Source organism: Pseudomonas sp. H3_E04, from assembly GCF_054668915.1.
In genome coordinates, this window is record NZ_CP162797.1 from 3,302,692 (window position 1) to 3,326,969 (window position 24,278).

A 24,278-nucleotide genomic window follows, 5' to 3' on the forward strand; every position below is an offset into this window, starting at 1 on the left:
AAAAAACGCCCGCTTCCGTGAGGAGGCGGGCGTTCTTTTTGAACGCGGAAGCGGAATTAACGCTTCGAGTACTGCGGACGCTTACGCGCTTTACGCAGACCAACTTTCTTACGTTCAACTTCACGGGCGTCGCGGGTAACGAAGCCAGCTTTGCGCAGAGCGCTACGCAGGGTTTCGTCGTAGTCCATCAGAGCGCGAGTGATGCCGTGGCGGATTGCGCCAGCCTGACCACTTACACCACCGCCGATCACGGTGACGTAGATGTCGAACTTCTCGACAGTCTCGGTCAGCTCCAGCGGCTGACGAACTACCATGCGGGCAGTTTCGCGGCCGAAGAAGTTATCCAGCGAACGGTTGTTGATGGAGATGTTACCAGTACCCGGACGCAGGAAAACGCGTGCGGTTGCGGTCTTGCGACGGCCAGTGCCGTAATTTTGAGTCGCCGACATAATGAACTATTCCGTTAAATCTTCAGTTCTTGGGGCTGCTGAGCAGTATGAGGGTGTGCAGCGCCCGCATAGACTTTCAGCTTACGGTACATGTCGCGACCCAGTGGGTTTTTAGGCAGCATGCCTTTAACCGCGGTCTCGATCACGCGCTCAGGGGCTTTGGCGATCAGCTTTTCAAAGTTGATCGACTTGATGCCGCCCGGGAAACCGGAGTGGGAGTAGTACATTTTGTCAGTGGTTTTAGCGCCGGTAACACGGATCTGCTCGGCGTTGATGACGACGATGTAGTCGCCGGTGTCAACGTGAGGAGTGTACTCAGGCTTGTGCTTGCCACGCAGACGGCTCGCGATTTCGGTGGCCAGACGACCCAGGGTCTGACCAGCAGCGTCGACGACAAACCAGTCGCGCTTTACTGTTTCCGGTTTAGCAGTAAAAGTTTTCATTCTTTATAGCCTCAGGGGCCGCCTGTAAATAAGACGGCGGATCTTACTGAATAGTGCGTACTTTGACAAGTCAAAGGCAGCCGGATACAGACGCTTTCGGGGGCTCGGGTCGGCGCGTCCGTTCAACGGCAAGATTCTTCGGCGGCGGCGCATCACTTCCACTGCAGAAAGAGGTCGGCAATTATGCAGATTGCGAAAAATTTTTCAACCTGCTTTTATGATTGTTTTGCCCAAGGAGCACCCGATGGACTATCGCCAGCTAGGCCGTACCGACCTGAACGTGAGTGCAATCTGCCTCGGCACCATGACCTGGGGCGAGCAAAACACTGAAGCTGAAGCCTTCGCCCAGATCGAGCGGGCCAAAGAGGCGGGGATCAATTTCCTCGACACCGCCGAAATGTATCCGGTGCCACCAAAAGCCGAAACCTACGCCACCACCGAGCGCTACATCGGCAATTACTTCAAGAGCCGCGGCGATCGCGCCGACTGGATCCTCGCCAGCAAAATCGCCGGCCCCGGCAACACCATCGACTACATCCGCGATAAAAACCTGCGCCATAACCGCCAGCACATCACCGAAGCGCTGGACGGCAGCCTCAAGCGTCTGCAGACCGATTACATCGACCTGTACCAGCTGCACTGGCCGGAGCGCAGCACCAACTTTTTCGGACAACTGGGCTACAAGCACAAGATCGAAGCGAATCTGACGCCGCTCGAAGACACCCTCGAAGCTCTCGACGAACAGGTAAAGGCCGGCAAGATCCGCCACATCGGCCTGTCCAATGAGACGCCGTGGGGCACCATGCGCTTTCTCGCTCTGGCCGAAGCCCGTGGCTGGCCGCGTGCGGTGTCGATCCAGAACCCGTACAACCTGCTCAACCGCAGCTTCGAAGTCGGCTTGGCCGAGATCGCCATCCGCGAACAGTGCGGCTTGCTCGCCTATTCGCCGCTGGCGTTCGGCTTCCTCTCCGGCAAGTACGAGGGCGGCGCCCGTCCAGCGAAAGGTCGCCTGAGCCTCTACAGCCGCTTCAGCCGCTACTTCAACCCGCAATCGGAAGCTGCGTGCAGCCGTTACGTTGCACTGGCCCGTGAACACGGTCTGGATCCGGCACAAATGGCCCTGGCCTTCGTGACCCAGCAACCGTTCGTCACCAGCAACATCATCGGCGCGACGACGCTTGAGCAACTGGACAGCAACATTGCCAGTTTTGATCTGAAACTGTCCGATGAAGTGCTGGCCGGGATCGAGGCGATTCACAAGGATCATCCGAATCCGGCGCCTTGATTGACCGCTAGAAGCTTCGCGAGCAGGCTCGCTCCCACAGGTACGGTGATCCCCTGGGGGAGCGAGCCTGCTCGCGAAGAGGCCTGTCAGATTACCTCAACAGCGGAACGCGGAGCGTCCCCGGCGGCATTCCCACGCAGAGCGTGGGAACGATCATCAAAGCGACCGCGCAATAATCTCCTTCATGATTTCATTGGTGCCGGCATAGATCCGCTGCACCCGCGCATCCGCCCACGCACGGGCCACCGGATATTCCCACATGAAGCCGTAGCCGCCATGCAGTTGCACGCATTCGTCGAGCACTTTGCATTGCAGGTCGGTCCCCCAATACTTGGCCATCGCCGCCGTCGGCACATCGAGTTTGCCTTGCAGGTGCAGCTCCAGGCAGCGGTCAACGAAGACCCGACCGATCTGGATCTCGGTAGCCATTTCAGCCAGTTTGAAGCGGGTGTTCTGGAAGTCGGCAATCGCCTTGCCGAACGCCTTGCGATCGCGGGTGTAATCCAGCGTCCATTGCAGCGCCGCCTCGGCCGAAGCCAGCCCGCCAATGGCCACGGTCAGACGTTCCTGCGGTAACTCCTGCATCAGATAGGCAAACCCGGCACCCGCCTGTCCGAGAAGGTTTTCCTTCGGCACGCGCACGTCCTGAAAGAACAATTCCGAAGTGTCCTGAGCTTTCATGCCGACCTTCTCCAGGCGCTTGCCTTTCTCGAAGCCCGGCGTATTCGCTTCCACCAGAAACAGGCTGGTGCCCTTGGCCCCGGCCTTCGGGTCGGTCTTGGCCACCACGATCACCAGATCAGCCAGAAAGCCATTGGTGATGAAGGTTTTCGAGCCATTGATCACATATTCGTCACCGTCGAGCACCGCCGTGGTTTTCACCCCTTGCAGGTCGGAACCGGCGCCAGGCTCGGTCATGGCAATTGCCGTGACCATTTCGCCCGAGACCAGTTTCGGCAGGTATTTGTGCTTCAGCGCCTCGCTGCCGTAATGCAGGATGTACGGCGCGACGATGTCCGAGTGCAGCGAAAAGCCGATGCCGGTAAGGCCCAGACGCCCGACCTCTTCAATCACCACCGTGCTGTAGAGGAAATCCGCGCCCAGCCCGCCATACTCTTCCGGCAGGTGCGAGCACAGCATCCCCGCCTCCCCCGCCTTGTTCCACAGCGCGCGATCGATGTGCCCCTGCTTCTCCCACTGCGCGTGATACGGCACGGCCTCTTTTTCGAGGAACGTTCGCACGCTGTCGCGGAACAATTCGTGTTCGGAGCTGAACAGGGTTCTGGGGATCATGCGGCACCTTTCTTTGTTGTTGGAGGTATTCGGCTCTCAGAGACTAAGCCCGACTCCTGCTACGGGACACTGGACACATCCGACAAAAAATAAGACGATCCAGCCGTCTGGTGACCACTTTCCCTTATAAAAACAAAACAAAAGTTGAATTATGTCTAAGCACGTCTCCCCGCCCTTGCGGCGCGTCAGCATCCTGGCCATCGACCGGGTTTTCGCTTACACCCTCATGCAGGCCAAGGATTTTTTCCATGTGGCCAGCCTGCGTTACGGCAAACAGCTGGGCCATGGCCTGACGCCGGCGTTCGAAACGCGTCTGGTCAGCCCCGATGGCAAACCGGTAAAAAGCTTCAGCGACGTGGTCATGCCGGTCGACGGCGGCCTGGAAAACGCCGATGTGATCATCCTCCCGGCGTTCTGGGACGATTTCGACACGCTGTGCAGCCGTTACCCGCAAATCCTGCCGTGGCTGCGCGAACAGCATGCTCGCGGCGCGGTGTTATGCGGCGAAGCCACTGGAGTGTTCTGGCTGGCCGAAGCCGGCCTGCTCAACGGCAAGGAAGCGACCACCTACTGGCGCTTCTTCAATGCCTTCGCCGAGCGCTTTCCCAAGGTCTACCTCAATCAGGACAAGCACCTGACCGATGCCGACAATCTCTACTGCGCCGGTGGCACGACCTCGGCCTGCGACTTGTACATCTATCTGATCGAGCGCTTCTGCGGCTCGAATGTGGCGCAAGCCGTGGCCCGCGACATCCTCTACGAAGTGCAGCGCAGCTATTCGCCGGGGCGTATCGGTTTCGGCGGGCAAAAGCTGCACCAGGACGTCATCATCCTGCAGATTCAGCACTGGCTCGAAGAACATTTCGCCGACAAGTTCCGCTTCGAAGACGTCGCCCGCGAGCACGGCATGAGCATCCGCAACTTCATGCGTCGCTTCCAGACCGCTACCGGCGACAAACCACTGCACTACTTGCAGCGCCTACGCATCGAGACGGCCAAGGGTTTGCTTTCGGGCACGCGCAAGAGCATCAAGACCATCAGTTATGAGGTCGGTTACGACGATGCGAGCTTCTTCGCGCGGTTGTTTCGCCAGCACACCGAACTGTCGCCGAACCAGTATCGGCAACAGTTTCAGCAGGCTGCATAGTTCTCAAAGCACGCGGAGATCCCTTGTGGGAGCGGGCTTGCTCGCGAATGCGGTGCATCAGTCGACGTTATGCTGAATGACGCACCGCTTTCGCGAGCAAGCCCGCTCCCACAGGGGGAATGTGGTGAATCCGAGAGATCTTCAGCGTATAAAAAAAGGGCCTGCAATTGCAGGCCCTTTTTATTTGCCGAAATCCGCTTAAGGCTTGTGCGCCCGCGACAGGAATTCGTGCGATTGCATTTCCAGCAGACGGCTCAGCGTGCGCTGGAATTCGAAATTCAAGCGGCCGCCGGTGTACAGATCCTTCAGCTCGACTTCGGCAGAAATGATCAGTTTGACGTTGCGGTCGTAGAATTCGTCGACCATGTTGATGAAGCGCCGGGCGATGTCGTCGGTGGTGACGCTCATCTGCTCGACGCCGCTGAGCAGCACGGCGTGGAAAATCTTGCCCAATTCGATGTAGTCGTTCTGGCTGCGCGGGCCGTCGCACAGTTCGCGGAAGTCGAACCAGGCCACATCGTCGCAAGTACGCAGGGCACGGATTTCGCGGTTCTCGATGATCAGCACATCGTTTTCCACCGCCGCCGTGCACTCCGGTGTCAGCGCCTTGAAGCTCTTGCGCAGGCTTTCGTGGGCCGCTTCGTCGAGCGGATAGTGGAACAGCTCGGCCTGTTCGAGGTGACGCAGACGATAATCGACGCCGCTGTCGACGTTGACGATCTCGGTGTTCTGCTTGATCAGGGCGATGGCCGGCAGGAAACGCGCACGTTGCAGGCCATCCTTGTACAGGCCGTCCGGAACGATGTTCGACGTCGCGACCAGGGTCACGCCGTTCTTGAACAGCTCTTCCATCAGCGTGCCGAGGATCATCGCGTCGGTGATGTCGGAGACGAAGAACTCATCGAAGCAAATCACTCGCGACTCGGCTGCGAAGCGCTTGGCAATGATGGTCAGCGGGTTCTTCTCGCCGCCGAGGGTTTTCATTTCCTCGTGCACACGCTTCATGAAACGGTGGAAATGCGTGCGGGTCTTTTCCTTGAACGGCAGCGCTTCGAAGAAGGTGTCGACCAGGTAAGTCTTGCCGCGACCAACGCCGCCCCAGAAATACAGGCCCTTGACCGGTGCCTGATCTTTTTTGCCAAACAGCTTGCCGAGGAAACCCGGCTTGTTCTGGTCAGCGGCGATCAAGTCGTCGTACAGACGCTGCAAGTGACGCACAGCAGTTTCCTGCGCGGCGTCATGGAAGAAGTCCGGGCGTTTCAGATCAGCTTGATATCGTTCTAGGGGCGTCATAATTCGTTAGCAAGGCAACAAAAACGGGCCGTCACTGTAGCGACGGCCTGTGGGAATGGCAATCGGCCCTTGGTCGGGTCGTGCCGCCGATCAGTCTTGAGCTGGAGTCAGTGCGACGCGCAACGCCTCGATGGCGGCGTCCCGCGCACCGATGTTGGCAAACGCCGGGCTGTCGCCCACGCACTCACCGGCCAGCCAGACGCTGAAGCTCAATTCTTCAGTACGCACGTCCAGCGGCTCGCCGGATTGCAACTGTTTGCTCACCTGGCCGGCGGTTTTGCCGTCGGCGAAGTTGCGCGACAGCAACAGTTGCTCGCCATCAGCCGCCAGCAGACGGAAACGGAAGCTGCCGTCGTCTTCGCGGAAGCTGACAAAACGCGCGGCTTTCGCGGCTTTCTTCTTGGTGGTCGCGGCGACTTGAACCTGATTGACGAAAGAACGCAGGCCAACGGCTTCGCGCAGTTCGTTGAGGAACGGCGTCGCCACTGCGCGGGCCTTCTTCGCGCCGATCTGCAGAATGTCTTCCAGGTCCGCCGGACGCTCGATCAACTGGTGATATTTCTCGCGCGCCTCGCCCAGCTCGTTGTCGAGCAACTGGAACAGGCGATTCTTCGCCTCGCCCCAGCCCAGACCACCGAGCAGCTCGCGGCGGAATTCGTCAGCCTGCGCCGGGGTGGCGAAGGCCTGGAACAGGGTGAACAGGTGCGAGTTGTCTGGATCTTTCGCTTCGCCCGGGGCCTTGGAGTCGGTGACGATCCGCGAGATCGCGTCCTTCATCTCTTTGGCGCTGGAGAACAGCGGAATGGTGTTGTCGTAGCTCTTCGACATCTTGCGCCCGTCGAGGCCCGGCAGCGTTGCCACGCTTTCTTCGATCAGCGCCTCGGGCATGGTGAAGAATTCTTTGCCCTGGCCGAACAGATGGTTGAAGCGCTGGCCGATATCACGCGCCATTTCCACGTGCTGAATCTGATCGCGACCGACCGGTACCTTGTGCGCGTTGAACATCAGAATGTCCGCCGCCATCAGCACCGGGTAGCTGTAGAGGCCCATGGTGATGCCGGCGTCCGGGTCTTCGCCGGTCTCAACGTTCTTGTCCACCGACGCTTTGTAAGCGTGCGCACGGTTGAGCAGGCCCTTGGCGGCGACGCAGGTCAGCAGCCAGGTCAACTCGGGGATTTCCGGAATGTCGGACTGGCGGTAGAAGGTCACGCGATCAACGTCCAGACCACCGGCCAGCCAGGTCGCGGCGATTTCCAGACGCGAGCGCTGGATGCGCAGCGGGTCATCGCATTTGATCAGGGCGTGGTAGTCGGCCAGGAAATAGAACGAATCGGCCTGGCTGTCGCGGCTGGCGAGGATTGCCGGGCGAATGGCGCCAGCGTAGTTGCCCAGGTGCGGCGTGCCGGTGGTAGTGATGCCGGTGAGAATGCGGGTACGGTTGGTCATGGGTAATCGCTTGTCAGACTGCAATCAATTCGAGAGACGCGGCAGCAGCAGATCCTTGAGATCGGTCAGCTTGCCGTGAAAAAAGTGTCCGCATTCTGCCACTTTCAGCAGCTCATGGGGGCGCTGGAGTTGTTCCGACCACTGGTAGACCAGTTGCGGATCAATGACTTCATCGGTTTCCGGCTGGATCACGGTCAACCCGCCGTGTTGCGGCAGCTGATCCTGCTCACCCAGACGCATCACCGCCGGTGCAACCATGAACAGGTGCTCAAGCTGCACGCCCTGGGCTTCGAGACGGCCGCCGAGACTTGCTGCAACAAATCCGCCGAAGGAGAAACCGAACAGGGTCAGCGGCAGATTCGGGTGTTTTTCGCGCAGCCATGTGGCGGCGGCCTGGGCGTCGTCGACTTCACCGGTGCCCATGTCGTGCGTGCCCTGGCTGGCGCCGACGCCGCGATAGTTGAAACGCAAGGTGATCAGGCCTGCGTCGCGCGCGGTGCGCTGCAGGGTCGAGACGACCTTGTTGAGCATGGTGCCGCCCTGCACCGGGTTCGGATGGCAGATCAGCGCGATGCCGCGCGGCTGCTCGTTATCCAGGTAAAGGCTTTCCAATTGACCCACCGGGCCGTCAATCACTACAGGGGTTTCACGCATCAGCAAGGGAGGAACTCCGTGACCTCGAATCGGGTCGACTCGTCTAGCAAATTGTCTGTGCCAATCTATTGCGAGTGAATCGCGGTATACAGCGCAGGTTCGAGCCGTTAACGTAAAGCAAAGCCGTTTATAGAGGAAGGACTCGTGGAACACTCGCTCTTAGTTTGGTTGTTACCGACTCTTGCCCTGGTTGTGGGTGTCGCCATTGGATTCCTGATCGCGCGCGTTGCGCCGAACGCCGCACCGAGCCGCACGCAGCGTCAACTGGATGATATCCAGGAGCGATTCGACAGTTATCAGAACGAAGTGGTCACCCACTTCAACAGCACCGCGATGCTGGTCAAGAAGCTGACCCAGAGCTATCAGGAAGTGCAGGACCACCTCGCCGAGGGCGCCAATCGTCTGGCCCTGGACGAGCAGACCCGCCAGCGCCTGATCGCCGCCCTGCACGCCGACGCAGCGCAGGCACCCCGCGAACGCCTGACGCCGCCGCGCGATCAGGAACCACCGCGTGACTATGCACCGAAGAATCCAAACTCGCCGGGCATGCTCGATGAGCATTATGGTCTGAAGAAGTAATCGGGTTTCGCGCCCAACAAAAAGCCCCCGGACAATGCTGTTGTCCGGGGGCTTTTTTGTATCTGCAATCTTCGCTGCCCTCGCCGGCCTCTTCGCGAGCAGGCTCGCTCCCACAGGGGGAATGCATTTCAAATGTGGGAGCGAGCCTGCTCGCGAAAGGGCCGCTACAGGCGACACAAAAAAATGCCCGATCATAAGACCGGGCATTTCTTCATCCAGGCAATCGCTTACGGATACTGCTGCACCGTACCCGGCTGTTGCTGCTGACCGCCATACTCCTGACCCGGAATAGCCTTCAGGTTGACCTCGACGCGGCGGTTCTGCGCACGGCCATTGACGTCGCCGTTGCTGGCGATCGGGTTATCCGGGCCGGCGCCACGGGCCGACAGGTTGGCACCGCTGACGCCTTGCGAGGTCAGGTAGGTCGCTACGCTCTGCGCACGACGCTGGGACAGGTCCATGTTGTGCTGGCGGCTGCCGGTGCTGTCGGTGTAGCCGACGATTTCGATCTGGTTCTGGTTGAACTCTTTCAGCGAGTTGGCCAGGTTGTTCAACGGCTGGTAGAAGCTCGGGGCAATGTTCGCCGAATCGGTGGCGAAGGTGATGTTGCCCGGCATGATCAGCTTGATCTGATCGCCCTGACGCTGCACTTCAACGCCAGTGTTGGCCATGCTTGCGCGCAGTTTCTTTTCCTGCTGGTCGGCGTAGTAGCCGTAGCCGGCAGCGGAGGCACCGACGACAGCAGCGCCGATCAAGGCGCCCTTGCCACGGTTGTCGTGGCCGATGGCAGCACCGGCGAGAGCGCCGGCCAGCGCACCGAGGCCACCGTATTTGGCGGTTTTGCTCATGCCTTGCGAGCCACCGTCGGCCTGACCCTGATTGTCATACGGATTAGGCGAGGCGCAGCCGGACAGCACGGCCACGGCAGTAGCGACAATAATCAAACGACGCGTGGTGAACATGGAGAGCTCCTGGTTTTTTGCATTCTGTGGTGCAGCGGCCACTGATCAACCAATGGACCTGCGCGGGCGTTGGATCATGACAATGCGCAAAAATTCCGCCGCACACCCGTGACAAAAAATTCAGGCACGCACAAACGGGTTCTCGCGCATCTCATCACCCAGACGAGTATCCGGGCCGTGCCCGGTGACAACCGTTGCGTCCTCGTCCAGCGTATACAGCCGCTGCTTGATCGAACGCACGATGGTCGCCTGATCGCCACCCCACAAATCCGTGCGCCCTACCCCGCGACGAAACAGCGTGTCGCCGGCTATCAACAGCTTAGCCTCGGAAAACCAAAAGCTCATGGAACCGGGTGTATGTCCTGGCGTGTGTAATGCCACGCCACAGCCGCAAGCCAGTTCTTCATCGTCACTCAACCAGCGATCCGGCGATGGCACCGGGGTGTAAGGCACGCCGAACATCTGGCATTGCATCTCCAGATTGTCCCAAAGGAACTGGTCTTCCTTGTGCAGATGCAGGGTCGCACCGGTTTTCTCCTTCATCTGCCCGGAAGCGAGAAAGTGATCGAGATGCGCGTGGGTATGGATGATGCTGACGACTTTCAGGCCATGGGCATCGAGGCGCGCCATGATCAGGTCAGGGTTGCCGCCCGGGTCGACGACGATGGCTTTTTTTGTAAGCGGGTCGCCGATGATGGTGCAGTTGCACTGGAGCGGGCCGACGGGGAAGGTTTCGCGGATGAGCGCAGGGCTGGGCGTGGTCATGGAAAATCCTGGACAGGGTCAACGCCGTTGGCAACGGCCGATGGCGAATTTTACCGTCGCTAGAGCAATAACCCCAACGCCTTCGCCCGCGCCACCGCCTGCGTACGCCGCTCAACCCCGAGCTTGCTGTTGATATGGCTGGCGTGGGTTTTCACGGTGTGCAGGGAAATGAACAACTGCTCGCTGATTTCCTGATTGGAACAGCCCTGAGCGATCAGACGCAGCACGGCCAATTCCCGGCTGCTGAGTTGTTCGGTAGTTGAGTTTTCTACGCTCGGTCGCGGCGCGGCTGTTGGGAACTGTGTGAGCAATTGCTGGCTGACGGCGTTGCAGGAAAGCGCCTGCAATTGCCCGCGCATCCAGTCGGCATGACTTTTCACCAGCGCATCGAAGGGCTGGAAGACGCCGCCGGCCGCTGCTTCCAGGGCCTGACTCAACACCTTGCGCGCCTCGGGCTCGCGTCCACTCGACAGCAACAGCGCCACCTTCTGCGTCAACGCCATTACGCTGAGCAACTGCCGCCCAGTCCGCTGACCATTCTCATGCAACACGTTCAACCGCCCTTCGGCGAGCATCGGCTGCCCCTGAATCACATCGAGCAGCGCCTGTTGCAGCTCCACGTGCAGTGGCAGCTGTGGATGAAACTCTGGCGGTGCGGCAGCGTGTTCGCCGGTGTAGGTCTGGCCCAATCGTGCGAGCCAGGCCTCGGCGAGATCGATGCGGCCCTGGGCCAACCACAGTTCGCATTTGACCAAGGTGATCATCGCCAGATAGTAGATCGGCGGCACGTCCCAGATGTGCATCAAGCGTTCAGCTTCGGCGAGTTCGGCGAAGGCCTTGGCGAACTCGCCACAGGCGCCGTCCAGGCGAGCGATCACGCAGTGACCGATCAGCACGCTGATGTCGCGACAGGCCCGTGCCTCGCCAATGCCGGCCAGCAGACGCACGCGTGCGGCCTGCGGCTGCAAACGCATCGCCAGCAGGAAACCTTCGTAAAGCGTCAGCCGCGCGCGCACGGCGTACAGGCGTTGCGGCGACAGACCGCGCAAGCGTTCCAGGCCCTGATGCACTTCATCCAGCGCGCGCAGAATCTCGCCCCGCGATTGCAAGACTCGAGCTCTGTCGTAGTGAGCCAATGCTTCGAATAATGGATTGCCGACCCGTTGCGCCAGCTCGAGGGATTCACGGTTCAGGCCACGGGCGCGCCACAGATCGCCGTCGGCGATCGCCAGATTGGACAAGGTCGACAGGCACATCAGCCGCTGGCCGTAACGCTTGGCCGGCAGGCTCTCCAGCGCTTCGCTGCAATAACGCAGGGTCAGTTCGCGATGGCCGCGTCCGCGAGCGATGATCCCGCTCAGCGCCAGCCATTGCGCCAGCATGGATTTCTGCGCCGTGGCCGAGGGCGCCGGCAGGAAGCGGCTCAAATGGCTGGCCAGCTCTTCAGCGGCATCGAGCTGACAGGCCAGCCCCAAGGCCCAGCTGTAGAGCACGATCAGTCGTGGCGTGCTGATCAGCAGGCTGTCGGGCAAGTCCATCTTCCAGCGCAGCAACATGCCGACGTTCTGCTCGGCGAGGAGTTGTTCTTCGGAGAGGTTCTGTACCAGATTTGCCGCAACATCGAGATGCCCGGCACGCAAGGCCTGTTCCACTGCTTCGTCGAGCAGGCCTTGCGCGTTGAACCAGCGGCAGGCGCGCAAATGCAGGGTGGCGTTGGGCACCATCGCCTGGGCGATGGGCCGGCTGCGCAACAAGTCAGAAAACAAATGGTGATAGCGATACCAGTGGCCGTGCTCGTCCAGCGGCACCAGAAACACTTGGTGGGCGAGCAGAAAGCGCAGGATCTCGGCGCTGTCGTGGGCTTCGCGGACGGCGTCGCACAGTTCGCTGCAAAAGCGTTCCTGCGGAGCGGTTTCGTAGAGAAACGATTGCACTTCGGACGGCAGGCAATCGATGACTTCTTCGAGCAGATAATCGCGGATCAGCCCTTCTCCGCCGTTCAGCGCCTGCGGCAGCGCGGCATCGTTGCCCGCCTCGGCCACCGCCAGCAGCCAGAAGCGCAGGCCGGCGACCCAGCCTTCACTGCGCTGGATCAGGCTCTCCAGCGCCTCGCCGCGCAGTGAGCTGCTGTGGCGATCGAGCAGAGTCAGGGCTTCGTCGTGGGTCAGGCGCAAGTCCTGTTCGTGCAGCTCGAGCAACTGCCGCGACAGACGCAGACGCGCCAGATGCCAGTCCGGGCGCTGGCGGCTGGTGACCATCACCAGCAAGCCATCGGGCAGATGATTGAGGAAAAATTGCAGGCAACGATCCAGCACCGGCCCTTGGGCAAGGTGGTAGTCGTCGAGGACCAGCAGCAACGGCGCGGCAGGATCGAGATGCAGCGCCAGCTCATCGAGCAGGCCGTCGAGCCACTCTTCGAACGCGAATGGTTGATGGCGCTGGCGCATTTTCAACAGGCCGAGGGCGCCAGCGCCCAACGCAGGAAAATAGTCCTGTAGCCCTTCAAGCAAGCGCTCAAGAAAACGTCCGGGATCGCTGTCACGCGGACTCAAGCCCAGCCAGAGGCTTTGCCAGTGCGCCGGCAGGCTCTGACAGAACTCCACCGCCAGCGAGCTCTTGCCGAATCCGGCCGGGGCGCTGACCAGCAGCAACCGACCTCCGAGCCCGGCCTGCAGACGCTGGCATAGGCGCGGCCGCAAGACATAGCCATCAGGCAGCGGCGGGCGAAAAAAACGCCCGTCCAGTGCTGCGACGGTGATGCTTGCGGGACCCGGAAGTGGGGACAGATCAGTCATGGCCGGCTCTTGTTCGAAGGCGATTGGCGGCGTTGCAGATGTCCGCAGCCTAGCCTTAAACGAGGAGGTAATGAAGGTCGCTGCTACAAATGGCTACAAAAAGCATACATCCACCGGCGCGCCCCCCTGTAGGAGCTGCCGAAGGCTGCGATCTTTTGACTTTGACTTTGCCTTTGCAACAGCAAAAGCGAGATCAAAAGATCGCAGCCTTCGGCAGCTCCTACATGAGCGGTGCGGCGTAAACCGCACGCAAAAAAACGCCCCGAACCGGTCGGGGCGTTTTCACGAGGATGCGCCTCGGGTTACGCAGGGTTAGCGAACACCGTCCTGACGCAGAGCGGCCGGGGTGAAATCGCTGGTGGTGGCGGTGAAGCCGAAGTCATACGCCTGCTTCTCTTCGTTCTTCATGCCCAGTGCCAGATAGCGGCCAGACTGCAGGTCATAAAGCGTTTCGAGGGCGTACCACGGCACTTGTTTGTCGTAGTAGTTCTCGGCGTGCGCCTCGGCTACGCGCCACAGTTGGCCACGACCGTCGTAGTGGTCGATGACCGCTGCCTGCCAAGTGTCCTCGTCGATATAGAAGTCACGTTTGGCGTAGATGTGCCGCTGGCCTTCCTTCAGGGTCGCGACCACGTGCCAGACGCGGCGCAGCTCGTAGCGCGCCAGGTCCTGGTTGATGTGACCGGCCTTGATGATGTCCGAGTACTTCAGTTTCGGATCGTCGAGCTTGTAGCTGTCGGAGGCGATGTACATCTCTTTCTTGCCTTCGAGCTTCCAGTCGTAACGATCCGGCGCACCGTTGTACATGTCGAGGTTGTCGGAAGTACGCAGGCCGTCGGCGGCAGTACCCGGGCCGTCATACGACACTTGCGGTGCACGACGCACACGACGCTGACCGGCGTTGTAGACCCACGCCGAACGCGGCTCCTTGACCTGATCGAGCGTCTCGTGCACCAGCAGTACGCCACCGGCCAGACGCGCCGGCGCGGTCACTTTCTGCTTGAAGTAGAACAGGATGTTGCCCGGGTTCGCCGGATCGTAGTCCTTCATCTTGTCGCGGAACACGAACTGATCCTGGAAGTACACCAGGCTGTACGAGCCGTTAGGTTGCGGCGTGGCCTGGGTCACCAGACGGGTCACGCTGCCGCCGCGATAGCGGGTGATGTGGTTCCAGATCACTTCCACACCGGTTTTCGGGATCGGGAACGGCACGGCGGTATCGAAGTTTTCCAGACCGTTGCCGCCGGACACCAGGTTGGTGCTGGTGGCGTTCTTCTTGATGGCGGCGAACACGTCATCCGGCACGGTGGCGCCGCGATGGGACGGGTAGACCGGCATCTTGAAGGTTTCCGGGTAGCGCTTGAACATCGCGTACTGGCCCGGGGCAAGCTTGTCCTTGTACTTGTCTACATCCTTGGCGGTGATGGTGAACAGCGGCTGCTCACTGGCGTAAGGGTTGGACAGGAAGCCCTTGCTGTCGACACTGCCGGCGTTTTTCGGAAGTGGTTTCCAGGCCGGGATCGAACCGTCGGCATTACCGGCCATTTCCGCGCCCATCGGCGTCAGGCTCTTGCCCAGTTTATCCGCTTCGGCAGCAGGCACCGCCGCCATGACACTGGTCGCCAGCAGCGACAGGCCCAGAACACCGGCGTGGAACAGACTCTTTGTTATTTTCATAAATTCGTTCGTCCTGAAATGCAGTGCTTAGAAGTTCACGCCGAAGCTGAGTGCCACGAAGTCGCGGTCATCCACGGTGGTGTACTTGCCGTCGAAGAAATTGGTGTAAGCCAGGCTCGCGGTGTAGGTGTTCTGGTATTCGGCATCGACGCCCAGGCTGACCGCTTTGCGACCTTCCTCGAAGTTGCCGCCAGGGCCTGGCGAGTAACCGCTGACGTCGTGGGACCAGGCTACGTTCGGCTTGAGGTTCACACCGGCGAACACATCGTTGTATTCCCAGATTGCCCGACCACGGTAGCCCCAGGACATCGAGGTGGTGAAACCGTCGTTGTCGCAATTGCGGCTGCGGTTGTTCTGTGGCGAACCCGGGCCGGCGCCGTTGATGGTGCTGTTGTTGAGGATGTTGGCGCAGGTATTGATCCCACCGGTGGCTGGCAACTCACCCGGACCGTAGACCGGATCGCGGCCATAACGTTTGTCGGAACGGCTTTCCAGGCCACCGACGTAGGTTGCACCGACTTCGCCGACGAGGGTCAGACGGCTGGCGCCCATGACCTGATCGAAGAAGTGCGTGAAGGTCGTTTGCAGTTGGGTGATTTCCTTGCGCTCGTAACCATGCAGATCCTGGCCTGGCACGCCAGTGAGCAGCGAAGCGTTGGTCAGCGCGCCGCCCAATGGGCGTACGCCGGCAAACAGGATGTCGGTGGAGTTCAGTTGTACCGGCGCGTTCGGACGGTAGCTGATCTCACCGCTCCACGCCGTACCGGTTGGCAGGGTGGTGGAGAAGCTCAGACCGTAGAGACGAATGTCTTCCGGGTATTCGATGAAGTAGTTCGAGTTACCCGCGACCAGCAATGGTGCGAGCGCGGCAAACGGCCCCGGCAGACCGGCGGCGGTGTTGTACACCGATTGCGGTGCACCGGTGGCGCTGAAGATCGGCGCACGGCTGTGGTAGTTCATGAAGTAGGCGCCGAACTCGGTGTCGAGTGGCTCGAACATGTATTTGAGGGACGCGCCCCACTGACCGCTGTCACGGGCATCGCGATCCGGGCCACGGCGTACCAGCACGCCTTCTTCGTCGACGTTCACACCGTTGGCGGCCAACGGCCCCAAAGCGATCGCCGGAATCTGCGAACGCTTGTTCAGCACGCGCAGATTGTTGTCGCAACCATCGGCAACGATGTCCGGCTGAGAGAAGAAGGTGCCGCAGTTATCGACAACGGTCTGGTCCCATTCCAGTTGGTAGAACGCTTCTGCCGAAAGGTTATCGGTGAGGCTCTGGGACACGTAGAACATGTTGACCGGAATCAGGCCTTCCTTGATTTCGGCGCCCGGACGACGGAACGCGGAGACGTCGATCGGGTTGATCGAGTTGATACCGCCGCCGATGAAGGTGCTTTCACCCCAGCTCACTACCTGCTTGCCCAAACGCACGGAACCCGGCTGATCGGCAATCGCGTAGTTGTGGTAGACGAAGGCGTCGAGGATCTGCCCGCCGGAGGACTTGGCGCCCTCTTTGCGGTTGCTGTCGCTGATGTCCTTGAACTGGCGGCTCTCGTCCTTCAGTTCAAAGTCGTACCAGTACTTGCCACGGACGAACACGCCGGTGTCGCCGTATTTCAATTCAAGGTCATGAATACCCTTGAAGATCTTCGAGAAGGTTTCGCCGCTCTTGAAGTTGGCGTGCCCGTCATCGGAAGTCTGCGACAGGCCACGGCCGCCGTTGTTGACGCCGATAAGGTTCTTGTTCGGGCTCTGAGTAGACCAACTGGCGCCGATCGACAGGGACGAGTCGAACTGGCCTTCGATTTCACCGACGTTGAAACTGACGCCGAATGCAGGCCCGGCGAGCGAGGAGGCAAGACTGACCGCCAGAGGCAGTTTCGCCCGGCGCCAGAACTGGTTTACTGAGGTCATCGACGCTACTCCATGTGCATTATTGTTATGGCAGTGAGTACTTTTAAAAACGCTGTGGAGGACCGGGCGCCAGGGTTGCCCGAAATCGCTCCAGAGTTGCTCGCCCCGATCAGTGCGTGTGCTCCGTTTCTAAAAAGTCCTTGAGCGGACTATAGCCAGCGGGTGGTAGTGCTTGATCCCTCTAAAGTGTGATTTGCAGCCGCCAACCACTCTGGAACAGTCCTTTCGCCAGTCCGACACAAGTCGGCACGGCAAGGATGGCTGATTTTTTCGATTTCACAAGCCAAGCGCTTGCTTGGTGGGTCTGGCGCGCCGCTTTCGGCGCGCCAGCAGACACTCACAGTGTCGAAAGGAAGGTGCTGTTGTTGGCCTGCCATTCGGTGATGTCGAGGCGGATGCGCTTCTTGTCGAGCTTGCCGACACTGGTCTTGGGAATTTCGGTAACAAGGGCGATCTGACTGGGGATCGCCCACTTGCTCAGGTGTCCCAGCTCGACGAATGGCTTGAGGTGTTCCTTCAGTTCCCGTGCACCGATCACCTGCCCTTCGCGGACCACCAGCAAGGCAAACGGGCGCTCGCCCCACTGCGGATCGGCGATGCCCACCACTGCTACTTCGCGTACCGCCGCATGCCGGCTGATGAGGTCTTCGAGGTCGAGGGAGGAGATCCACTCGCCGCCAGTCTTGATCACGTCCTTGATGCGGTCACGAATATCGATCACGCCCATGCTGTCGAGCGTGGCGACGTCACCGGTGTGCAACCAGCCACCGGCCCAGAGCTCGGCACCCTTTTGCGGTTCGTTGAAATAACCTTCGGTCAGCCACGGCGCGCGCAGCACCAGTTCGCCCTGGGTTTCGCCGTCGGCCGGAAGGAAATTGCCCTCGCCGTCGACAATCGCCGCTTCGACCAGTGGCCCCGGCACGCCGGCCTTGATCCGGTAAGTAGTGCGCTCGTCTTCGCTGCCGGCCATCAGCTCGTCGTTGAGGTGCGCGCAGGACACCAGCGGCCCGGTTTCCGACATGCCGTACGCGGCCGTCAGTTGAATGCCTCGGGCCTTGGCGTTTTCATAGAGGCTGCGATTGAGTGCGCTGCCGCCGATGACGATTTTCCAGCCGCCAAAATCCGCACCCTGCGCGGCCTTGGCGTTGAGCAGCATCTGCAGGATGGTCGGCACGCAATGGGAAAAGGTGACCTTCTCCTTGCGCCACAACTCCACCAGATACTCCGGATCGTAGCGCCCCGGATAAACCTGCTTGAGCCCGAGCATGGTCGCCACGTAAGGCAAACCCCAGGCGTGGACATGGAACATCGGCGTGATCGGCATGTACACATCGCTGGTACCGAGCAGCCGTACGCTGTCGATCGAACCCATGATCGTCGCCACGCCGATGGTGTGCAGCACCAGTTGCCGGTGGGTGAAATACACGCCTTTCGGATTGCCCGTGGTGCCGGTGGTGTAGAACGTGGTGGCGACCGAGTTTTCGTCGAAGTCCTGGAAATCGTACTGCGCACTCGCAGCGGCCAACAGTTGCTCGTATTCGCCGACGAGGTTGGGCAGCTCTGCGGTTTTCTCCGGGAGATCGGTCAGCAGCAGGGTTTTCTCCACCGTGGTCAGTTGCGGCGCGATGGCCTTATACAGCCCGACGAACTCGCTGTTGACCAGCACGAAGCGGTCCTCGGCGTGGTTCATGGTGTAGAGGATCTGCTCGGGCGACAGGCGCACGTTGATGGTGTGAATCACCGCGCCGATCATCGGAATGGCGAACATGCATTCCAGATAACGGTGGCTGTCCCAGTCCATCACCGCCACGGTGTCACCGGCCTTCACCCCGGCAGCCGTCAGCACATTGGCCAGCCGCGCAACCCGCTCGATCAGGGTCGGATAGCTATAGCGCAACTGGTCGCGGTAGATGATTTCGCGGGTTTTCTCGTAACGGGCGCCGGACATCAGCAGCCGTTTGATCAGCAATGGATACTGGTAGGCCCCATCGGCCGGCGGAATGACCCGAGTCTGCAACATAAGAATCCCTTTTCTGACTGCACGGTGTTGGCGGAGAGATTCGTACTCTAGTGCGCCTGCATGACAGTCAAATCAGCCAAAGGAATGATTTGCAGAGCCGTACAAATGCTAGCTTTGCGCCAGCACCCCAGGTATCAGGAAATTGGATATGGCCCCTGTAGGAGCTGCCGAAGGCTGCGATCTTTTGATCTTGATCCTGAAACAAAATCAAAAGATCGCAGCCTCGTTGCACTCGTCAGCTCCTACAAGAGAACAATGCGGCCCGGTCAGTGCATTTCGGTGAACGCGATTTTCACCCCGAGTGCAATCAGCACCGCGCCCATGGTGCGGTCGAACCAGTGGCCCATGCGGGCGAAGCCGGCGCGCACGCGGTGTTGGCTGAACAGCATCGCCACCAGGCAGAACCAGATCGCCGTCGCCACCGCCAGGTACACCCCGTAACCGGCCTGCACAGACAGCGGCGTGTGCGGGTTGATCACCACAGTGAACAGGGAGAGGAAGAACAGCGTGGCTTTCGGGTTCAGGCCGTTGGTGACGAAGCCCGAGGTGAATGCCCCCCGCGCGGTGCGTACGCCTGCTTCCTTGTGCAGATCATCGGCGACGGTTTTCGCCGGTTGCGCGCGCAAGGCCTTGAAGCCGATGTATAGCAAGTAAGCCGCCGCCGCCCACTTCAGCGCGTTGAACAGCACAATTGACTGCGAGACGATCAGACCGATGCCGAGCAATGAATAGCCGACGTGCAGGAAAATCGCCGAGCCCACGCCCAGCGCGGTCCAGGTGCCGGCGCGGCGCCCATGGGTCACGCTCTCGCGCACGACCACGGCAAAGTCCGGGCCGGGGCTGGCGACGGCCAGCAAATGGATCAGGGCAACGGTCAAGAACTCGGTCCAGTACATGGGGGCTCCTCTTGGATTGATCGATCACATCGTTGCCATGCTGTAGACGCAACTTTTGTGGGAGCGGGCTTGCTCGCTCCCACACGAGATGGCACTACTTCAGGGCTGAGTAACCAATTGTTTCATCTGGTAGGCTCGGCAGAGTACGCCCTCCGCTCACAGCACAAAAGGTACAGTTGATGACGAACACGCGCCGCGCGGTATTCCTTGATCACCCTTCGCTGGATCTCGGCGATCTGGACCTCGGTCCGTTGCGTGAATGCTTCAGCGACTTGCAACTGTTCGCCCAGACTCTGTCGGAACAGGTCAGCGAACGCCTGCAAGGCGCCAGTGTGGCGATCACCAACAAGGTGGTCATCGACGCGGCTGCCATGGCTGCCAACCCGCAGCTGAAACTGATCCTGATCAGCGCCACCGGCACCAACAATGTCGACCTCGCTGCCGCGCGCGCCCACGGCATTACGGTGTGTAATTGCCAGGCATATGGCACGCCGTCGGTGGCGCAGCACACGATCATGCTGTTGCTCAACCTCGCTACGCGCCTGGCCGACTATCAGCAAGCTGTGGGCGAAGGCCGCTGGCAGCAGGCGAAACAGTTCTGCCTGCTCGACTACCCGATCGTCGAACTGCAAGGCAAAACCCTCGGCCTGCTCGGCCATGGCGAACTCGGTGGTGCCGTGGCGCGACTGGCCGAAGCGTTCGGCATGCGCGTATTGCTCGGGCAGATTCCCGGGCGCCCGGCGCGGCCGGATCGTTTGCCGCTGAATGAACTGCTGCCGCAGATCGACGCACTCACCCTGCACTGCCCGCTCAACGAGCACACCCGGCATTTCATCGGCGCCCACGAACTGGCCTCGATGAAGCCCGGCGCATTTGTGGTCAATACCGCTCGTGGCGGCTTGATCGATGAGCAAGCGCTAGCTGACGCTTTGCGCAGTGGTCACCTCGGCGGCGCGGCGACCGACGTGTTGAGTGTCGAGCCACCAACCCAGGGCAATCCGCTGCTCGCCGCCGATATCCCGCGCCTGATCGTCACCCCGCACAACGCCTGGGGCAGCCGCGAGGCCCGCCAGCGCATCGTCGGGCAACTGAGCGAAAACGCCCAGGCGTTCTTCAGCGGTGAGGCGCTGCGGGTCGTCAGTTGATAAACTGCGGCACTTTTTTCAAGGAGCAGTTATGGATCCGCGCAGTGAAGTACTGCTTCGTCAGGCCGAGTTATTCCAGGGTTCGCTGCTGTTGGCCGGCCTGCCCGCCGATGATTTGCTCGGGCGCCTGCCCAATGCATTCGGCTGGTGCTGGCACGCTGGCGATCAGGCCGCGCTGGACGCGCGGTTCGAAAGCCGCAGTCACTTCGGCGTAAATGTCCCGGAGCGCGAATTCGACAGCGCTGTGGTGTTTTTGCCCAAGTCCAAGGACCTGACCGACTACATCCTCAACGCCGTGGCGTCGCGCCTGGCCGGGCGTGAAGTATTTCTGGTCGGCGAAAAGCGCAGCGGCATCGAAGGCGCGTCCAAGCAGCTCAATCCGTTTGGCAAGCCGCGCAAACTCGACAGCGCCCGCCACTGCCAGCTCTGGCAAGTCACCGTGGCCAATGCGCCTGAAGCGAAACCGCTGGAAAGCCTGGCGCAGACCTACGAACTGCCGCTGGCCGAAGGGCCGTTGAAAGTCATCAGCCTGCCGGGCGTGTTCAGCCACGGTCGACTGGATCGCGGCAGCGCTCTGCTGCTGGAGCATCTGGACAAACTGCCGAGCGGCCATCTGCTCGATTTCGGTTGCGGCGCCGGCGTGCTCGGGGCTGCGGTGAAACGTCGCTATCCGCACAATCAGGTGACCTTGCTGGATGTCGACGCGTTCGCCGCCGCCAGTAGCCGTCTGACCCTGGCCGCCAATGGCCTGGAAGCCGAAGTGCTGACCGGTGATGGCATCGATGCCGCGCCAATGGGTTTGAGCGCGATTCTGAGCAATCCGCCGTTCCATGTCGGCGTGCATACGGATTATTTCGCAACGGAGAACCTGCTGCGAAAAGCAGCCAAACATCTGAAAAACGGTGGCGAACTGCGCCTGGTGGCCAACAGCTTCCTCAAGTATCAGCCGTTGATCGAGGAGCACCTTGGCATTTGCGCGATCAAGGCTGAAGGCAATGGTTTCCGGATCTACCGGGCCAAGCGCGGCTGAAAATTTGTTCTTGCCCAATCGGATTTGCCTAGGCAGAATCCGCTCCGTCCTAGGGGAGTAGTCTCCCACGAGCGCCATGCTCGTCCGGCATACGTCAACATACTTGATCCTCAGATCATGGCGTATGCGACCCAAGCGTCCGCACCAGACGGATCGCAGGGTTTGACAAGACCTATGACACGCACACCTTACCCGGGGCGGGAAGGCTGTACGTGTCATAGCCGTGTCGACCCGCCCCTTAGGAAATCCCTGATGCTGGACTCGCTACTCGTTCCCACCGCTATCGTTGCCTTGGCCGAAATCGGCGACAAGACGCAACTGCTCGCGCTGATTCTCGCCGCTCGCTTTCGCAAACCCTGGCCGATCATTGCCGGGATTGTCGCCGCGACTTTGGCCAACCACGCAGCAGCCGGTGCGGTAGGTGCCTGGGTCGGCAGTTTCTTCTCCGACGCCGTCCTGCACTGGATCCTCGCCGCCAGCTTCGCCGCCACGGCACTGTGGACCCTGGTCCCGGACAAGATGGATGACGACGAGGCCAGCACGGCGCGCAAGTTCGGGCCGTTCCTGACCACGCTGATCGCGTTCTTCCTTGCGGAAATCGGCGACAAGACCCAGATCGCTACGGTGATGCTCGCCGCGCAATATCCGGAACTGTGGCTGGTGATTATCGGCACCACCGTGGGCATGCTGATTGCCAACGTGCCGGTGGTATTGGCGGGCAATTTTGCCGCAGAGAAACTGCCGCTGACCCTGATCCGCCGCCTCGCGGCTTCGGCGTTCATGATTCTGGCGATTGTTGCGGTGTATAAAGCGATGCAGAGCAGCGGATGGGTTTGAGGCAGCTGCAAGCCTCTAGCTTCTAGCTGCAAGCTGCAAGCTGAAAGTAAAAAGCTGCAAGCCAAGCGAATCTGCTTTGACTTGCAGCTTGTCATTTGAAGCTTACAGCTGCCTTATTCAGGATTTTGGCGCTTTTTCGTACAACGGCATCACCTTCGGAATCGCTGCCTGTAGCGCGGCGATCCGGCTGCTCGATGCCGGGTGAGTGCTCATGAATTCCGGTGGCGCGCCTTCGGAAGCCTTGCTCATCTTGTCCCACAGGGTGATTGCCGCGTTCGGGTTGTAGCCGGCGCGGGCGGCCAGTTCCAGGCCGATCAGGTCGGCTTCGTTTTCGTTGGCGCGGCTGTTGGGCAAGGTCATGCCGTAGTTGGCCACGGTGTCGGCCAGCGCCAGGCTGTCCTGCCCCAGACCGAACAAGGCACCGGCGCCCTGCTTCGCCATCTCCATACCGTAAGCCTTGGACATCGCTTCACGACCGTGCTCGCGCAGGGCGTGGGCGATTTCATGGCCCATGACCGCAGCGATTTCATCGTCGGTGAGTTTCAAACTGTCGATCAGCCCGGTGTAGAAAATGATCTTGCCGCCGGGACCACAGTTGGCGTTGAGCTCATCGCTCTTGATCAGATTGACTTCCCATTGCCACTGCGCAGCGTCGGGGCGGAAGGTCGGCGCCTGGGCGATCAGGCGGTTGGCGATGGTCTGCACGCGCTTGGCTTCCGGGCTGGTCTTGTCCAGCACACCCTTGCTCGACGCCTCGCCGACGGTCTTCTGATACGACTGCGCGTACATCTGGTCGACCTCTTGCGAGGACAGCATGCTGAACATGTACTGCTTGCGCTCCACGCCCACGGCACCGCCGCTGGTGGTGTTGACCGACTGACAACCGGCGAGCAACAGCGCCGCGCTCAGTGCACTTGTAACCAATGTCTTGTTCATTCAAAAGCTCCCTGAAAACCTGAGGCGTATCCTAGGCGGCTAATTGTATTGGCGCCAGATACAACGCACGCATTGCGCGTACATCCACCTAAGGCCGCAAGACTGGCTGGAAATTCCTCAACGCGCATTGAATCCGCCGTGCACCGATCCATCAGCGACATCGCGCGGCGATTCCGACCAGCGTCTCTCATGGCCGCGCCCACCCCGCCGATAAATCCCTCGCAGATTGTCCTCTTGCGTGCGGAGCTCCCATGAAGTTCAAGTCGATCCAGTTTTCCGTCGCCGCTCTGGCCGGCGCCATCGTTCTCAGCGTGGTCGCGGCGCTGGTGCTGTACGCGCTGTTCTCCGGGGCTCGCACTCAAGAAATGGTGCAACAGCGCACCCAGGCGCAGTTCGAGCAAGTCATCGAGCAGCGCCTGACTTCGCTGGCGCAGACCCAGGTCAGCCAGATCCAGCGCGAACTCGAAGCCCCGCTGTTGATTGCCGGCGGTCTGGTGCGCGTCAACGCCCTGCTCGGCACAACCGGCGCCGACGGCCAGCCGCGCCTGAGCGTCAGCCGCGAGCAACTGATCAGCCTGATCAAGGAAAACGTCGAAAAGAACCCGAAGATTCTCGGCACCTACATCGGCTGGGAAAAAAACGCACTGGACCACAATGACGCGGCCTACATCGGCAGCGCCGTGGTCGGCATCGATCCGGCCAGCGGACG

20 protein-coding genes and 1 riboswitch are annotated in these 24,278 nt (G+C 60.6%); of the genes, 6 read left to right on the forward strand and 14 right to left on the reverse strand.

All coding sequences use genetic code 11. The features are described 5' to 3' along the window. Positions 1 to 56: 56 nt before the first annotated feature. The gene (rpsI, locus tag AB4N53_RS14795; protein ID WP_003228056.1) at positions 57 to 449 is read right to left on the reverse strand and encodes a 30S ribosomal protein S9; all 393 of its coding nucleotides are present in this window, start codon (positions 447 to 449) and stop codon (positions 57 to 59) included. 14 nt (positions 450 to 463) lie between these two features. Continuing rightward, the gene (gene rplM, locus AB4N53_RS14800) at positions 464 to 892 is read right to left on the reverse strand and encodes a 50S ribosomal protein L13 (RefSeq protein WP_003228062.1); all 429 of its coding nucleotides are present in this window, start codon (positions 890 to 892) and stop codon (positions 464 to 466) included. Between the two features lie 244 nt (positions 893 to 1,136). On the opposite strand from rplM, the gene AB4N53_RS14805 reads away from it, so the two are divergent. Then, entirely contained in the window at positions 1,137 to 2,177 is a 1,041-nt protein-coding gene (locus tag AB4N53_RS14805) for an NADP(H)-dependent aldo-keto reductase (protein WP_056790225.1), read from the forward strand. A 156-nt stretch (positions 2,178 to 2,333) separates the two neighbouring features. Here the strand turns inward: AB4N53_RS14805 and AB4N53_RS14810 are convergent, their stop codons facing one another. Next, the gene (locus AB4N53_RS14810) at positions 2,334 to 3,470 is read right to left on the reverse strand and encodes an acyl-CoA dehydrogenase family protein (protein WP_024014254.1); all 1,137 of its coding nucleotides are present in this window, start codon (positions 3,468 to 3,470) and stop codon (positions 2,334 to 2,336) included. Positions 3,471 to 3,720: 250 nt separating this feature from the next. Between AB4N53_RS14810 and AB4N53_RS14815 the strand changes: the two genes are divergently transcribed. Continuing rightward, positions 3,721 to 4,617 (forward strand): GlxA family transcriptional regulator, encoded by an 897-nt coding sequence (locus AB4N53_RS14815; RefSeq protein ID WP_165839204.1) that lies wholly within the window; start codon positions 3,721 to 3,723, stop codon positions 4,615 to 4,617. Between the two features lie 198 nt (positions 4,618 to 4,815). Here AB4N53_RS14815 and zapE read toward each other — a convergent pair whose 3' ends face one another. The 3 genes from zapE to AB4N53_RS14830 form a co-directional block, all read right to left on the reverse strand. After that, positions 4,816 to 5,910, reverse strand: a complete 1,095-nt coding sequence (gene zapE / locus AB4N53_RS14820; protein ID WP_460121364.1) for a cell division protein ZapE — start codon at positions 5,908 to 5,910, stop codon at positions 4,816 to 4,818. A 90-nt stretch (positions 5,911 to 6,000) separates the two neighbouring features. After that, a complete protein-coding gene (locus tag AB4N53_RS14825) occupies positions 6,001 to 7,356 on the reverse strand; it encodes a tryptophan--tRNA ligase (RefSeq protein ID WP_460121366.1) in 1,356 nt (451 codons plus the stop codon). A 24-nt stretch (positions 7,357 to 7,380) separates the two neighbouring features. After that, a complete protein-coding gene (locus AB4N53_RS14830; protein WP_460121368.1) occupies positions 7,381 to 8,010 on the reverse strand; it encodes an alpha/beta hydrolase in 630 nt (209 codons plus the stop codon). A gap of 144 nt (positions 8,011 to 8,154) precedes the next feature. Between AB4N53_RS14830 and AB4N53_RS14835 the strand changes: the two genes are divergently transcribed. Further along, the gene (locus tag AB4N53_RS14835) at positions 8,155 to 8,589 is read left to right on the forward strand and encodes a Z-ring associated ZapG family protein (protein WP_042609742.1); all 435 of its coding nucleotides are present in this window, start codon (positions 8,155 to 8,157) and stop codon (positions 8,587 to 8,589) included. 227 nt (positions 8,590 to 8,816) lie between these two features. Here AB4N53_RS14835 and AB4N53_RS14840 read toward each other — a convergent pair whose 3' ends face one another. The 7 genes from AB4N53_RS14840 to AB4N53_RS14870 form a co-directional block, all read right to left on the reverse strand. Continuing rightward, entirely contained in the window at positions 8,817 to 9,551 is a 735-nt protein-coding gene (locus AB4N53_RS14840; RefSeq protein ID WP_460121371.1) for an OmpA family protein, read from the reverse strand. 120 nt (positions 9,552 to 9,671) lie between these two features. Next, entirely contained in the window at positions 9,672 to 10,316 is a 645-nt protein-coding gene (locus tag AB4N53_RS14845; protein ID WP_041479973.1) for an MBL fold metallo-hydrolase, read from the reverse strand. Between the two features lie 59 nt (positions 10,317 to 10,375). Continuing rightward, positions 10,376 to 13,111: a LuxR C-terminal-related transcriptional regulator gene (locus AB4N53_RS14850; RefSeq protein ID WP_460121373.1), complete on the reverse strand. Its 2,736-nt coding sequence runs from the start codon at positions 13,109 to 13,111 to the stop codon at positions 10,376 to 10,378. 312 nt (positions 13,112 to 13,423) lie between these two features. Next, positions 13,424 to 14,788, reverse strand: a complete 1,365-nt coding sequence (locus AB4N53_RS14855; protein ID WP_024014265.1) for a DUF1329 domain-containing protein — start codon at positions 14,786 to 14,788, stop codon at positions 13,424 to 13,426. A gap of 27 nt (positions 14,789 to 14,815) precedes the next feature. After that, entirely contained in the window at positions 14,816 to 16,705 is a 1,890-nt protein-coding gene (locus AB4N53_RS14860) for a DUF1302 domain-containing protein (RefSeq protein WP_129997661.1), read from the reverse strand. Positions 16,706 to 17,042: 337 nt separating this feature from the next. Continuing rightward, positions 17,043 to 18,725, reverse strand: a complete 1,683-nt coding sequence (locus tag AB4N53_RS14865) for a fatty acid--CoA ligase (protein ID WP_460121375.1) — start codon at positions 18,723 to 18,725, stop codon at positions 17,043 to 17,045. A 266-nt stretch (positions 18,726 to 18,991) separates the two neighbouring features. Then, complete coding sequence (locus AB4N53_RS14870) at positions 18,992 to 19,621, reverse strand: LysE family translocator (RefSeq protein WP_460121377.1); 630 nt, start codon at positions 19,619 to 19,621, stop codon at positions 18,992 to 18,994. A 179-nt stretch (positions 19,622 to 19,800) separates the two neighbouring features. On the opposite strand from AB4N53_RS14870, the gene AB4N53_RS14875 reads away from it, so the two are divergent. The 3 genes from AB4N53_RS14875 (at position 19,801) to AB4N53_RS14885 (ending at position 22,633) form a co-directional block, all read left to right on the forward strand. Further along, positions 19,801 to 20,766: a 2-hydroxyacid dehydrogenase gene (locus tag AB4N53_RS14875; RefSeq protein ID WP_460121379.1), complete on the forward strand. Its 966-nt coding sequence runs from the start codon at positions 19,801 to 19,803 to the stop codon at positions 20,764 to 20,766. A 31-nt stretch (positions 20,767 to 20,797) separates the two neighbouring features. Continuing rightward, positions 20,798 to 21,796, forward strand: coding sequence for a methyltransferase (locus AB4N53_RS14880; RefSeq protein ID WP_460121381.1), 999 nt, complete (start codon positions 20,798 to 20,800; stop codon positions 21,794 to 21,796). Positions 21,797 to 21,835: 39 nt separating this feature from the next. Further along, positions 21,836 to 21,960: riboswitch (yybP-ykoY riboswitch) on the forward strand. 88 nt (positions 21,961 to 22,048) lie between these two features. Beyond that, positions 22,049 to 22,633, forward strand: coding sequence for a TMEM165/GDT1 family protein (locus tag AB4N53_RS14885; protein ID WP_041479980.1), 585 nt, complete (start codon positions 22,049 to 22,051; stop codon positions 22,631 to 22,633). Positions 22,634 to 22,750: 117 nt separating this feature from the next. On the opposite strand, the gene AB4N53_RS14890 is transcribed toward AB4N53_RS14885, so the two are convergent. Then, complete coding sequence (locus tag AB4N53_RS14890) at positions 22,751 to 23,569, reverse strand: M48 family metallopeptidase (protein ID WP_039761327.1); 819 nt, start codon at positions 23,567 to 23,569, stop codon at positions 22,751 to 22,753. Between the last annotated feature and the right edge of the window lie 709 nt (positions 23,570 to 24,278).

Excerpts from the sequence above, each read along its gene's own strand:
- rpsI (WP_003228056.1), bottom strand. The coding sequence starts at position 449 with ATGTCGGCGACTCAAAATTACGGCACTGGCCGTCGCAAGACCGCAACC.
- rplM (WP_003228062.1), bottom strand. The coding sequence starts at position 892 with ATGAAAACTTTTACTGCTAAACCGGAAACAGTAAAGCGCGACTGGTTT.
- AB4N53_RS14805 (WP_056790225.1), top strand. The coding sequence starts at position 1,137 with ATGGACTATCGCCAGCTAGGCCGTACCGACCTGAACGTGAGTGCAATC.
- AB4N53_RS14810 (WP_024014254.1), bottom strand. The coding sequence starts at position 3,470 with ATGATCCCCAGAACCCTGTTCAGCTCCGAACACGAATTGTTCCGCGAC.
- zapE (WP_460121364.1), bottom strand. The coding sequence starts at position 5,910 with ATGACGCCCCTAGAACGATATCAAGCTGATCTGAAACGCCCGGACTTC.
- AB4N53_RS14825 (WP_460121366.1), bottom strand. The coding sequence starts at position 7,356 with ATGACCAACCGTACCCGCATTCTCACCGGCATCACTACCACCGGCACG.
- AB4N53_RS14830 (WP_460121368.1), bottom strand. The coding sequence starts at position 8,010 with ATGCGTGAAACCCCTGTAGTGATTGACGGCCCGGTGGGTCAATTGGAA.
- AB4N53_RS14840 (WP_460121371.1), bottom strand. The coding sequence starts at position 9,551 with ATGTTCACCACGCGTCGTTTGATTATTGTCGCTACTGCCGTGGCCGTG.
- AB4N53_RS14845 (WP_041479973.1), bottom strand. The coding sequence starts at position 10,316 with ATGACCACGCCCAGCCCTGCGCTCATCCGCGAAACCTTCCCCGTCGGC.
- AB4N53_RS14850 (WP_460121373.1), bottom strand. The coding sequence starts at position 13,111 with ATGACTGATCTGTCCCCACTTCCGGGTCCCGCAAGCATCACCGTCGCA.
- AB4N53_RS14855 (WP_024014265.1), bottom strand. The coding sequence starts at position 14,788 with ATGAAAATAACAAAGAGTCTGTTCCACGCCGGTGTTCTGGGCCTGTCG.
- AB4N53_RS14860 (WP_129997661.1), bottom strand. The coding sequence starts at position 16,705 with ATGACCTCAGTAAACCAGTTCTGGCGCCGGGCGAAACTGCCTCTGGCG.
- AB4N53_RS14865 (WP_460121375.1), bottom strand. The coding sequence starts at position 18,725 with ATGTTGCAGACTCGGGTCATTCCGCCGGCCGATGGGGCCTACCAGTAT.
- AB4N53_RS14870 (WP_460121377.1), bottom strand. The coding sequence starts at position 19,621 with ATGTACTGGACCGAGTTCTTGACCGTTGCCCTGATCCATTTGCTGGCC.
- AB4N53_RS14875 (WP_460121379.1), top strand. The coding sequence starts at position 19,801 with ATGACGAACACGCGCCGCGCGGTATTCCTTGATCACCCTTCGCTGGAT.
- AB4N53_RS14880 (WP_460121381.1), top strand. The coding sequence starts at position 20,798 with ATGGATCCGCGCAGTGAAGTACTGCTTCGTCAGGCCGAGTTATTCCAG.
- AB4N53_RS14885 (WP_041479980.1), top strand. The coding sequence starts at position 22,049 with ATGCTGGACTCGCTACTCGTTCCCACCGCTATCGTTGCCTTGGCCGAA.
- AB4N53_RS14890 (WP_039761327.1), bottom strand. The coding sequence starts at position 23,569 with ATGAACAAGACATTGGTTACAAGTGCACTGAGCGCGGCGCTGTTGCTC.